Raw genomic sequence first — 11,809 nt, 5'->3', positions numbered from 1 at the left:
GATTCGAACGGAAATATTGCGGTAAAAATGCATGGAAAAGACGGATGATTTCTGTCTTTTTGAAAGGGAAAGCGATGGCAGATATCGTTAAGGATATCTGGCTTTTGCGGTGATCAATGGGGCGGGAAAGGGGGCGGCGGTGATTAGTGGTCCATGATAGCGATCAATTTTTCCTCGAAGTCCTGAAGATCGCTTGTCCCCCCGTCAAAGAGTCGCTGGAGGAGCAGACCGTACATCAGGCATAGCACGAATTGGGCCTTGTCAGGTCCGACAAAGGCCGTGATCATGGTTGTGTATTGTTGGTTCGAATGACGCATGTTTTCGTCTTTGGCGATCAGGGATGGTGAGAGCGGCCTGAGATAGTCCAGCAGAACCGTGAGTTCGCCTTTGAAATCCTTTTCGAGTCGCATGAAAAAATCGATCAAGGCCCTGGCTCGTTCAGGTCGGTTCATGGCGGCGATGGATGCTGCATCGAATTCGTCAGCTTCAAAGGATGTGACCGCCTTTGAACATGCTGTGAACAGGGCCTCCTTACTCGGGAAATAGTGGTAGAGCGCACTTTTCGAGATGCCGAGTTCTTTGGCAATTTGGCGCATTCCCATCCCTGCATAGCCATGTTGTTGAAAAATTTTGGTGGCTTGTGCCGCGAGTTCCTTTCGATAGCGTTCGTGATCTATTATTTTGGGCATTGCGTCTCCTTTTTTTTCGACCATCTGGACTATAATTCCTTGACGAACAGAGTCAAGATTTCGTATTTAGTCCATACGGTCGAAAAAAGACTATACGCACAGTGACGAGCTTGAAGGCAGGGGTGATCGGTTCAGGGGCAGGAAAATCCGAAGGAGTATCGTATGTCACAGGACAAATTCATCATCAAAAAGGCGCATATTGACTGGGAATGTCCCGGAACGTTTTCGTTCACGACAGGGTATGGTGCGACCAAAGCCGAGAATGTGCTCGCGAATTACGTGATCGTGCTCGCTCCTGTCCTGTTGTATTTTCTGGTTTGGCGGGATTTGGATTGGAGCCTGACACAACTTGTGGTGGCCAGTGTCCTGGCTTTGGACATGGTTGGTGGGGTGGTGACCAATGCGCTTGGGTCCATGAAACGGTTTTTGCACACCGAGGAACGCGTGGCGCGTTCGTGGTTGGAAAAGCTGGTTGGAAGCCGCGTGCTTTTCCCATTTATTCATTTTCAGATTTTCATTGTGCCTTTGTGCTTTGCTGTGACCTGGTGGTACGCGACTTTTTGGTATGGTTGCATGATGCTTTCCATCCTTTTCATACACCGGCTGCCACTGTATTTGCGGCGACCTGTGTCATTTTTGATTATTGTGTTCTCAATCATGATTGGGCCGGAGATCTGTGCCCCACCGGTTGGAATGGATTGGTTTGCACCGATTTACATGCTTAAACTGGTTGTCTCCCATGGTGTTCGCGAAGAACCGTATCGACCTGAAAAAGGGGAATGATTGGCCGTTGAAATGCACGGATGCCTTCATTCCCTTATGACGAATTCTATCCTGAATGCCCAAAATTGATATTGAGTTTTTTCATCCGTTTGCGCAACGTGCTGGGGTTGATCTCCAGAAGTTCGGCCGCGCCGCCTGGTCCGCTGACCTTGCCTCGACAATGGTGGAGCACGGTGCTGATGTGCGCAGCCATGGCTCGATCAAGGGAGAGGGGAGGCTCGTCTTTCATGTCTTGGGGCACTTCTGATTGCGCTTCGGGCAGTTTGATGGTCGCAAGGGTCGCTGCCACTTCTTCCTGGATCATTTTTTTCAGGTAGCCCGGACTTTCTTCGGCTGAGAGGTACCAGCCCGGGTCCTGCGGCAGGTATTGAGCAAGATTTACCTTGCCGGACGGGTGCACGGTCAATGCGCGTTCGACCAGGTTTCTGAGTTCCCGAATATTGCCTGGCCATGAATATTCATACAAATGCTTCATTGAATTCGATTCGATTTCAATCTTCTTTGATATGTGGAGCTTTTTGCTGAATTCCTCAATGAAATGGTGAATCAATAAGGGAATGTCTTCGGTACGGTCTCTGAGAGGGGGCAATCTGAGAGGGAAAACGTTCAGCCGATAATAGAGGTCTTCCCGGAAAGTTCCGGCCTGCATCATGCTCTCAAGAGGACGGTTGGTGGCCGCAATGATGCGGACATCAATCCTGATGGACCTGATGCCACCCACTCGTTCCACGACCTTGTCCTGCAAGACGCGCAGGAGTCGGACTTGTGATGAAGGAGACAGTTCGCCGATTTCATCGAGAAAAAGGGTGCCGCCTGATGCCTGTTCGAATTTTCCGGGTTTGTCGGTCAATGCGCCGGTAAACGCGCCCTTCTGATAGCCGAACAATTCACTGTCGATGAGGGATTCCGGGATCGCTCCACAGTTCATCTTGAGATATGGGCCGTCTCTTTGGGCTGATACCCGTTGGACCGCGTCAGCAATCAATTCCTTGCCAGTGCCGGTTTCTCCCATGATAAGCACGGGCGCGTCACTGCCTGTCAGTTGTTCAACCATCTGCATGGTGTGCCGTAAGCCTCCATCCTTGCCGATGATGGACGTTTCTTTCAGCAGGCTGACCTCTCCGGCCAGTTGCCGTCGGTGTTCATCCAGTCGCATTTGCAATTCATGGGTCTTCCGGTGTTGGAGCAGATTCATCATGGCCAGCCCCACAGGTGCCCGCATTAATTCCAGTAAGGCCTCATGTTCGGGGGTAAAACAGTTCTTTTCTTTTCCGACCAGACAGAGGTGACCCACGATGTGGTCGCCCGCAGTTAAAATGGCCACCAGAAATGAGTGATCCCCGGGAGGGATGAAGCCCGCTAGCGCGTGATTGAGGCATTTGCCCATGGATGCTTCTTTCCAGCTGCATCCATGGGAGATATCTTTGGCCTGCTCATGCTGTTGCAGCCGTTCCATGCTTTGGTCCGATAAGGGGACAAGCGTATCCAATGCGTAGAATTCATTTTTCGTTGTCAGAAAATCCAGTTGTGTCGAATGGAGCTGGGGTAGAAATCGATGCAGGGATATGCCGACAATTGGAAGATGTTGAGACAGGAAAGCATACGTGGCTCGCATGGCCTGGGCAAAATCCAGACTGCTGTTGATGCTTAAAATCAGATTCCGTAAAAATGTGTAATCGCTCATTTGTTTCCAACCGTTTGAAAAAATAGACTGTGTAAATAGTTCACTAAATTTGCACCATGGTACGAATTTGTCAAATGGGACAACCTGTTTGTGTCTGTCTATTTTGTTAAATATCTGAATTATCTACATATATTGTGGGGCATGGAGTATGCAGTAGGTTGTGCTGTTGGCGTGATGCCAAAGTATGACTTTAAACACAAGGTGGTTGTATGCGTGAGTCGATTTCGAGAAAAAAACACTATCATTCCACTGTCGGGCGTCGAACATTCATGAAAATGTTGGGTGTTGGTGGCGGGGCACTTGGATTGCAAGCAGCGACTGGTGGCATTTCTGCTGCTGGATTCAAGGATTTGGACGATATGATGGCGTCCCCCCATGCTGATCGCAATCTGCCATTTTGGGTGCGTGAAGTGGATGAGCCGACCGTTCAGATCGATTGGGACAATATGGAAGTATTTCCCGGCGGACAGGCCACGTTGTTCAATCCTGATGCGTGGGACGACAAAAATGAATATATGAAGATCCATGCCAGCAATATTGAATCCACCACCAAGAAAGTTCGTGAAAATGCGCCGGGCTATTCCTTGCGAGATCGGGCCTTGGGTGATGCTAATTGTTGGGGATGGGGCGCGCTTAGTTCCCTCGCCCCAGGCTGGACCGGACCGGATGTACAAGCCCTGAACGAGTGGGAACATCCCACCATGTTCTATACGCCCGACGATTTCGGGGTGCCAAAATATGAAGGCACGCCGGAAGAGAATTCCCGGATGCTGCGGGTGGCTGGCCGGATTCTCGGTGCCGCGGACATGGGGTTTGTCAAGCTCAATGAGAAAACCAAGAAATTGCTCTACGGGATCATTGAATTCGAGGATGTTGAAAAGGGGTATGCCAAGCCGAATGGCAAATATGTTTTGCCGAACAAGGATTTGTGGGTCATCTGTGCGGTGATTCCCCAGTCCCTGTGGATGCAGCAGTACACGGACCGCATGAGTTGGGCCTGTAGTAATACGGCCGCCTATTCTCGTGCAAATATCTACTCCAATCGAATCAAGGTGTTCCTGCGAGGTCTGGGATATCAGCATTTTGGAGGTGGAACCAGTTCCGTTGGCCGCAGTGTGCCCTTTGGTATCATGGCAGGCATGGGCGAAGGCTGTCGGGCCGGTATTTTGTGTAGCCCGCAATGGGGGACGGACTTGCGGACAGTGATGCTCACCGTGACCGATTTGCCGCTGGCCGAAACCAAACCGATTGACGCCGGTATCGTGGAATTCTGCAAGGTCTGCAAGAAATGCGGAGAGATGTGTCCGTCTGGTGCCATCAGCATGGCCGATGAGCCGTTCTGGGGTGGCGATGTCCCGTGGCAGGCCAAGGGATACAAGGGGTGGTACATGAATGCCAAGAAATGTTATTCCTACATGTTGAGCGGTGACCCGGATTGCAGCCGGTGCCAAACCGTCTGTCCTTTTACCAAATTTGACGAAGCCGTGATGCATGACCTCGTGCGCATGTCCATTGCCAAAGCTCCGGCCCTGAACTCCATCATCCGTAATATGGACGATATCTTTGGATACGGTCAGGAGCCAGCACCCACCAAGTCGCCGTGGGATGCCGATCCCATGGACGTTCCGCTTTTTGGTTTGGACAAATCACGCTCATAAGGAAACAGGGAGAAAAAGAAAATGCATTTGATAAGCTGGACGTGGTTTTGGTACGTCCTCATCGGATTTCTGATGGGTGGCGGAGCGACATATCTGTTTGTGTTTCTCAAGGAAAAATCGATCCGTCTCAAATGGATGGAATGGATTGGTGTGGTGGTGGTTTTCCTTCTGTTCATGTTCATGGGACAGACATTCATCGCGTCTTTTCAGGAAGGCGTTGCGCGAGCCGCTTGGCTGACCGTGGTCTTCATGGGATTGCCGATGTTGGTTGTGGCTGTTTTGACCATGCGTTCTGTCCGAAAACGACTGACGGCATAAAATCTTCATATATACAAATGTCCGGTGTCCGTGCCCCCCTGCACGGTACCGGATATTTTCTGGTGTCCGAGATCCTCGTTGGCGGGTGAGCCAGAGGGACAGTGTACAAGGAGAAAGAGACAGTGAAGACTGTGCATATTCAGAAAATAAACGAGACAGACCAGACTCGGTCCGGCACGACCAGGGATCTGGATTGGTGGCTTGGACTGGCTGCAATTGTCTGTATTATTGCTGCCGGTATATTTGGATATACCCAAAGTACGAATGCGATCGAACCGGCTTTGCATAAAGCCGTGCCGAGTGCGACGCGGTTCGAACGACTCGATGATGTGACCTTTGCCGCCTATGACGGTCAGGATGCGGAGACGTTTCGATGCTATGTTTCCTTGGGAACGGCCAATGGGTATGGCGGGCCGCTGGTCTTGGCCGTTGCCACTGACTTGAAAGGCTCGATTACCGGGGTCGGCGTGGTTGACCACAAGGAGACGCCTAATTGGTTCAAACGGGTGGCCGCCAGCGGATTCACGGAGACCTTGCTTGGCAAGAGCTATACTGATGCCTTTTCGTTTGGCGAAGATTTGGCCGCTGTCGCCGGGGCGACATATACTTCCAGAGCCTTGGCAAAGGCCGCGCTTCAGGGCAGCAGAACCATTGCCAAGTCCCAATTAAATTTGTCGGTGCCGCCGGAACCTGTTGAAAGAATCCAGTTTGGTGTGCCTGAGATCGTGCTGATCGTGCTTTTTGCGGTCGGGTTCATCGGTCATCGTCGATCCTTCAAATTTACCAAACAGGCCAGATGGTTCAGTATGGTTGTCGGCATGATCGTGTTGGGGTTTTGGTACACGGAACCGTTGACCATTTCGCATATCAATAAATTGTTGCTTGGTTTCTGGCCCGAATGGCAGACGCATATATACTATTATCTGCTGGTTACCGGGATATTTCTGGTTCTCACCATTGACAACAAGAATCCCTATTGCATGTGGTTTTGTCCCTTTGGCGCGGCTCAGGAGTGCATGGGATTGGTCGGAGGTGCCAAGCAGGCAAAGAACATTCCGTATAAATCAGGGTTCAAATGGGCGCAGCGCGGTCTGGCTTTCATGGCAATCATCATTGCGCTTCTGTTCAGAAATCCCGGGTTGTCCGGCTATGAGATCTTTGGAACCCTGTTTGATCTGGATGGCAGCATCTTTCTGTTTTTCCTGTTGGGTCTGGTGCTCGTTACGGCCATGTTCATCAGGCGTCCGTGGTGCAACTATCTGTGTCCCATTCCGCCGATTGAAGGTTTTATCAAAATGCTGCGAAGGAGGGTGAAAAAGGTATGGCTCAAGCGAACACAAAAGAACGCCTGATTGGAATAGTTGTCCCCATATTCGCCGTGTTGGGCCTGCTTCTGATTTCAATCGAAGTGGGAACCCACGTGATCGACGAATTGAACAGATCCAATGAAGAAATGGTCATGGAAGCCCCTGTTCTGGCCTCGCCTGAGTTGGATGTGAGTGATGAGACCATGTCCAAGTTCAAGAAGAATCTGGAATAGGAGTGGTATGGTATCTTCGAAGTTTTGGAGAGGGAAAGGTTCGTCGAGAGTGTGTACAGATTGCATCGCATCCCATAAGGACGGAACATTCGAATGAAGTATACGTACACGATAACGGTGGAGAAAAAGCCGGTTGAGGGCAAAACCGCCGAGGGCCCGATGCTCTTTGAGGCTGGAAGCCATGACGATGTGTCTGATCTGCTGGATCGAGCGCGGCAGCAGGGGGCTTTTGACGAAGCGACCCGTTGTGCGTTGGTGGTTGGTGCCAAGCTGCTTGGCAGCGCGGTCCTTTCAAACAGGGATTCTGTATCCATGGCCAAGCTGATGCCTCACTTCAAGGCATTGATGAAAGAATTGAAAAGGAGTCTGTCGGGTGAGCTTTAGCCATTCCCACGCTCACACCATTCCCGACAGATGCTCGGGTATCGTTGTAAGACGATAATTCCGAACGGACCTGGATTGCCATTATCCAGGTCCGTTCTCTTTTTGGGTGGGAGTGATCGTGTTGCCAATATGTTGTTTTTTCGCGTAATATCCAGACGAAGAACTTTTTGGGGTGAGCTTGGATATTTGTGATTCTCTTGTTGGGCCAGGCTGGTTACGAGAAATATCGCCGGGGCGTTCCGTTGTCTGGAATGAGAGGATATTGAGCAATTTTGTCCAAGTTTTTTGTTGGTGGGTGGGGTAGGACTGATGCAGAACAAAGGGCGAAATATGGCACGTATGGAATCGAATCATTTTGAATTTGTGAACGCGGGGAGCGATGTCGGCATGACCATGCTCAATGCGGTCATGTCGGATTTTTCCTACGCCAAACACGCGCATGAAGAGTTGGCTCTTGGCGTGACCATGGATGGTGTGCAGGAATTCGCGTGCAAGGGGCAGTTTTTTCGAAGTCATCCCGGCAATATCATCGCGTTTAATCCGGGCGATGTTCACAATGGACATCCGGGAACCAGCGACGCCTTGAAGTACACCATGCTCTATTTCGACACCACGGAGTTCTATCCATTGCTTTGGAGTGCGGCTACGTCGGATGCAAAGGAATTTCGTCTGGCGCAACCCCATTTTGACGATGCCGTGCTTCGGGCTTTGATTCTGAATATGTCCCGGCTTGTGACTGAGGGGCGGCATCTTGCTGTCGAATATGATCATTGCCTGTATGCCATCGCGAAACGATTAGCACAGCGGTTGGGGATTTCCAGTGTTGACGCATGGGTGCGCGACAAGGACGCTTTGTTGTTGCGAGCCAGAGAATACATTCATGACAATATCACAGAGGATATTTCGATTGATGTCCTGAGTGGCGTGGCCTCTCTGTCAAAATATCATTTCATTCGCCTGTTTCGAAATCAGTTCGGGTTGACCCCGCACCAATATATTCTCAATCTCAAGATCAACAAGGTTCGAATTTCGCTTGAATCGGGAACCGCTGTTTCGGATGTTGCGCAGGATTTCGGATTTTTCGATGTGAGTCACCTGAATCGATCGTTCAAGCGATTCTACGGGATCACACCGAAACAGTATCAACAACAAATCAAACCATGAGGATGGTCCCATGCTCGGAATTCTGTTGTATAGCATTGGGGTGATGTATACGCCCGGTCCCGTGAATATCCTCAGTCTGAATCGCGGAATGCACACCCGATTTACCACACATATTTCGTTTTGCATGGGAGTGGGGACCGCATTGTGCTTCTGGTTTCTGCTTGTCGGGTATGCCGGAAGCGCGGTGATCGACCACAGCGTCATGCCCATTATCTCGGCCCTTGGAACCGCTTTTATCCTCTTTCTCGCCTATAAGATTATTGCTTCGGAAAGTGCCCTCGAGCGGGATGAACACACTGGAAGCGCGTTTTCATTTCGTGACGGGTTGCTCATGCAGTTGTTGAATCCAAAGTCCTTTCTGGTTGTTCTGCCAGTGACAGCGGTCCAATTCCCAGCAGCAGGCATTCAGGGGAGTGCCATCGCTCTTTGGTCAATCGGGTTGGGGCTTCTCGGTTTCGGCGCGCCTTTGGTCTACGCCGTTGCAGGAACAAAGGTGTCCAGATATATTGAGAATTCCCTGTATTTGAAGTGGTTTAATTATTGTATGGGAGCCGTGTTGGTCTTCGTGGCTCTGGAGATGGCCTACACCCATATCTATCGGGCGGTATGGTAAACTGGCTGAAAAGATGGAATGCGCGTCAGAGCCTGTTTCGAGTATGAATTCAAAAAGGGTCTCCAGTTATTTGGAGACCCTTTTTGAATGGGAGCGTGTTTGGCCCGAAGTCGGAATGATGCGATGATCGGTCATGCCTGACGGCGAATGGGACCGGACTCAATGATCTTGAATGCTTCTTTGGCAAACGCCTTGTGGGTTTCTGTTGTCGGGTGCCAGTCGTCCCACCACATGTATCCGGTGGTGTTTGGATCTGAATAGGTGCCATTCCACGGTTCTCTGGTGTTTGCAAATCGGGAGTCTGCAACCAGCGCGTTGAAAATGTCATAGGCATTCAGCACCGGGTAGAGTGTGATGTCAGGCAGTCGCGTCAACAATCCGTTTGGTCCGGTGAGAGACTGTTCAAGGTGTTCGTTGATTGTTCGAAGTGTGTTTTGGACGGTCTTCTTGAGAGGTGCGTATTCCTCGGCATATGCCGGAGCATGGGTAATGTCCGGGACATTGGAAATCAGAAAGCGATGAATCCCCTTGTCGTTGAGAGTTTCTATCGCTCTTATGATGTTGGCGACACTGTCTTTGGCCGTGCCGGTTCCGTCATACACATCGTTTATGCCGATCAGGAGCGTGCAGAGTCTGTTGGTTTCGCTATTCGTCGGAGAATAGGTGTCAACCTGCCAGGCCAGACCTGACCAGTCTTTTGGACCAGAGGCATTGCCGTGGCCAGATGTGGCGCCGCACCATGCCCGATCTTCCAGGGATGCGCCCAGCATCTGAGCCAGATATTCGACCCAGACCGGGCCATTGCTCAGTCTGTTATACCCACACCCGTTTGAAAAACCATTGTCTGAAAAACTGTCACCAAATGTTAAAAGGGTCTTCATTTTCAAGCCTCGAAATGGAGTCGTGACGACGGTGAAGTGTCCGATGTTCAGTGTTGAAAAGGAATATGCCGACCAGTGCCTTTTGTCTTTGGACGGATCAATGCCCTTTGGAAAGACTGGGCGTTCGTCCAAGAAGTGAGCCGGCAACAAAGGCAATCAGGGCAACCAGCGTGGTGGGGACAATGGCATGGATGCCGCCCATGGCCGGTTTCATGATGGTCAGAATGACAAAGGTGGACGTGCCAAGCAGGATTGAGGCGATGGCCCCGGTCGCGTTGCCTTTTTCCCAATAGAGACCAATGACGATTGGGCACAGGAACACGGCTTCCAGTCCGCCAAAGGCGAACAGGTTGATCCAGACCAGCAGGTCAGGCGGTTCGATCGCTGCGATAAAGACCAGAAATCCGATGACAACCGTGCAGATGAGGCTCGCTTTTTTCAGGCTGACAAGCGTCATCCGTGAGGCATCGCCTTTGAGTCTGTAATGAATATACAGATCCTTGATGATGGCGGCGGAGACAAGCAGGAGCATGGAGTCAACCGTTGACATGATGGCGGCCAGTGGTCCGGCAATGAAGATGCCCGCCCAGACCGGGGAAAGCAGTTCGACGATGAGGCTTGGCATGGCCAGATCGCCCGCCGCGAGGTTCGGATAAACCGCTCGTCCGAGTGTTCCAGCCAAGTGGGCGCACAGGATCATGAAGCCGATAAGCAGCGTTCCGATGACCATGGCGTTGTGCATGGCCTGGGAATCCTTGTACGCCATGCATCGTTGTGTGGTCTGGGGAAGTCCGAGGATTCCGATACCGACGAGTACCCAGAAGGAGAGGGTAAAGGGTTGTGGAACGGCGTTTTTGGGTCCGGTTGGCGTGATAAGCCCCGGGTCAATTTCTTTGAGGGTGGTGATGCAGTGCTCCATGCCGCCACCGGCTTTGATAACAGCCAACAGCACGACCACAACGGCCACGATCATGACAATGCCCTGAATGGCATCGGTCAGGACCACCGCCCGGAAGCCGCCTACAGCCGTGTAGAGAACCACGCTGGCCCCGAAAAGAACCAGGCCAATGATGTAGGGATATCCGGTTACGGATTGAAAAAGTCGCGCCCCGCCGATGAACTGCGCCAGCATGGCGGCCATGAAAAAGACGATGAGGGCGATGGAACAGAGGATGACCACGGCGTCGCTGTCATACCGGGCGCGCAGATAGTCAGTGATGGTCACGGACTGCGTCTTGCGGGCCATGATGGCAAATCGTTTGCCGAGGATGCCGAGGGTCAGGAATGTCGTGGGAACCTGAATCATGGCAAGCAGGACCCAGCTGAGACCGAGGCGATAGGCCACACCCGGGCCGCCGACAAAGCTGCTCGCGCTGGTGTAGCTCGCGATGATGGTCATGGCGAGGACAAAGCCTCCCAAGGAGCGTCCTCCAATGAAATAATCTTCAATGAATCCTTGTGAAGACTGGGAGGCCTCGGATTTTTTCCGAGCCCAGATGGCCACGGCAAAGGAGAGTGCCAGATAGATGATAACCGGGATTATGGTGGAAAGATTGGTTGGCATTTAACGATGCTCCCTCGTGGTGGAGTTGGAAGGGTGGCTGTCGTGAGGTGGTTCCGAGTCGAGAGGCATGTCCTTGAAACAACAGCGGACAACAACCCAGAGCAGGATGGTGATGAGGGGATAGCCGACAATGCAACTGTAGAAAAACCATTCCGGCATTCCAAAGACATACACATAGTCGTCGGGGTTGCCGTCCCCCAGGCCATACGCGCACACATACCACCAGACAAAGTACAGGGCGTAGACACCCAATGCGAGCAGGGCCTCTTTGTTGGCCTGTTTGAATCGTGGGTCCTGTGATTGTTTGTTCATGATGCGTTCCCTTGTAAACGGAATTGGGGGATGATGTATTCTCAGGCCCTTTTTTCAAAGCCCTTGATGGCGCCGACAGTGCTGGTTTCACTGTCGGCACCGGGAAGCCCAAGTTTTAGGAGTTTTGTCCGGATGTCAATGGCATAAAGGAGTCCTTTTGTCATGATGCCGAACAGGGGTCTGGACTTACCAAGGGGATGGGAAGTTTGTCTATTCTTT

General features: G+C 51.5%; 13 protein-coding genes. 8 read left to right on the top strand and 5 right to left on the bottom strand.

The window, feature by feature from the left end:
• Positions 1–143 precede the first annotated feature (143 nt).
• Positions 144–689: a TetR/AcrR family transcriptional regulator gene (locus tag GO013_RS03125; RefSeq protein WP_163808591.1), complete on the bottom strand. Its 546-nt coding sequence runs from the start codon at positions 687–689 to the stop codon at positions 144–146.
• 162 nt (positions 690–851) lie between these two features.
• Here GO013_RS03125 and GO013_RS03120 point away from each other — a divergent pair, with 162 nt between their 5' ends.
• The gene (locus tag GO013_RS03120; RefSeq protein WP_163808590.1) at positions 852–1,472 is read left to right on the top strand and encodes a hypothetical protein; all 621 of its coding nucleotides are present in this window, start codon (positions 852–854) and stop codon (positions 1,470–1,472) included.
• 46 nt (positions 1,473–1,518) lie between these two features.
• Here the strand turns inward: GO013_RS03120 and GO013_RS03115 are convergent, their stop codons facing one another.
• Positions 1,519–3,156: a sigma 54-interacting transcriptional regulator gene (locus tag GO013_RS03115; protein ID WP_163808589.1), complete on the bottom strand. Its 1,638-nt coding sequence runs from the start codon at positions 3,154–3,156 to the stop codon at positions 1,519–1,521.
• 209 nt (positions 3,157–3,365) lie between these two features.
• Between GO013_RS03115 and GO013_RS03110 the strand changes: the two genes are divergently transcribed.
• The 7 genes from GO013_RS03110 to GO013_RS03080 all read left to right on the top strand — a co-directional run bounded on the left by GO013_RS03110 (position 3,366) and on the right by GO013_RS03080 (position 8,833).
• A complete protein-coding gene (locus tag GO013_RS03110; protein WP_163808588.1) occupies positions 3,366–4,814 on the top strand; it encodes a reductive dehalogenase in 1,449 nt (482 codons plus the stop codon).
• Positions 4,815–4,835: 21 nt separating this feature from the next.
• The gene (locus GO013_RS03105; RefSeq protein WP_163808587.1) at positions 4,836–5,132 is read left to right on the top strand and encodes a hypothetical protein; all 297 of its coding nucleotides are present in this window, start codon (positions 4,836–4,838) and stop codon (positions 5,130–5,132) included.
• Positions 5,133–5,254: 122 nt separating this feature from the next.
• A complete protein-coding gene (locus GO013_RS03100) occupies positions 5,255–6,484 on the top strand; it encodes an FMN-binding protein (protein ID WP_163808586.1) in 1,230 nt (409 codons plus the stop codon).
• Positions 6,454–6,672, top strand: coding sequence for a hypothetical protein (locus tag GO013_RS03095; RefSeq protein ID WP_163808585.1), 219 nt, complete (start codon positions 6,454–6,456; stop codon positions 6,670–6,672). Before GO013_RS03100 ends, GO013_RS03095 begins: the two co-directional genes overlap by 31 nt.
• 93 nt (positions 6,673–6,765) lie before the next feature.
• Entirely contained in the window at positions 6,766–7,056 is a 291-nt protein-coding gene (locus GO013_RS03090) for a DUF3861 family protein (RefSeq protein WP_163808584.1), read from the top strand.
• A gap of 330 nt (positions 7,057–7,386) precedes the next feature.
• Positions 7,387–8,220, top strand: coding sequence for an AraC family transcriptional regulator (locus GO013_RS03085; protein ID WP_239057715.1), 834 nt, complete (start codon positions 7,387–7,389; stop codon positions 8,218–8,220).
• A gap of 10 nt (positions 8,221–8,230) precedes the next feature.
• A complete protein-coding gene (locus GO013_RS03080) occupies positions 8,231–8,833 on the top strand; it encodes a LysE family translocator (RefSeq protein WP_163808583.1) in 603 nt (200 codons plus the stop codon).
• 131 nt (positions 8,834–8,964) lie between these two features.
• Here GO013_RS03080 and GO013_RS03075 read toward each other — a convergent pair whose 3' ends face one another.
• From GO013_RS03075 to GO013_RS03065, 3 genes are all read right to left on the bottom strand, one after another.
• Positions 8,965–9,714, bottom strand: a complete 750-nt coding sequence (locus GO013_RS03075; protein WP_163808582.1) for an SGNH/GDSL hydrolase family protein — start codon at positions 9,712–9,714, stop codon at positions 8,965–8,967.
• Positions 9,715–9,811: 97 nt separating this feature from the next.
• Positions 9,812–11,278, bottom strand: coding sequence for a sodium/pantothenate symporter (gene panF, locus GO013_RS03070; RefSeq protein WP_163808581.1), 1,467 nt, complete (start codon positions 11,276–11,278; stop codon positions 9,812–9,814).
• Complete coding sequence (locus tag GO013_RS03065; RefSeq protein ID WP_163808580.1) at positions 11,279–11,590, bottom strand: YhdT family protein; 312 nt, start codon at positions 11,588–11,590, stop codon at positions 11,279–11,281. It lies immediately after the preceding gene.
• Positions 11,591–11,809: the final 219 nt, after the last annotated feature.

The sequence above is a fragment of the Pseudodesulfovibrio sp. JC047 genome (assembly GCF_010468615.1).
Lineage (GTDB): Bacteria > Desulfobacterota > Desulfovibrionia > Desulfovibrionales > Desulfovibrionaceae > Pseudodesulfovibrio.
The sequence above is the reverse complement of the archived record's forward strand: the minus strand, read 5'-3'. Positions and strand labels throughout refer to the sequence as shown.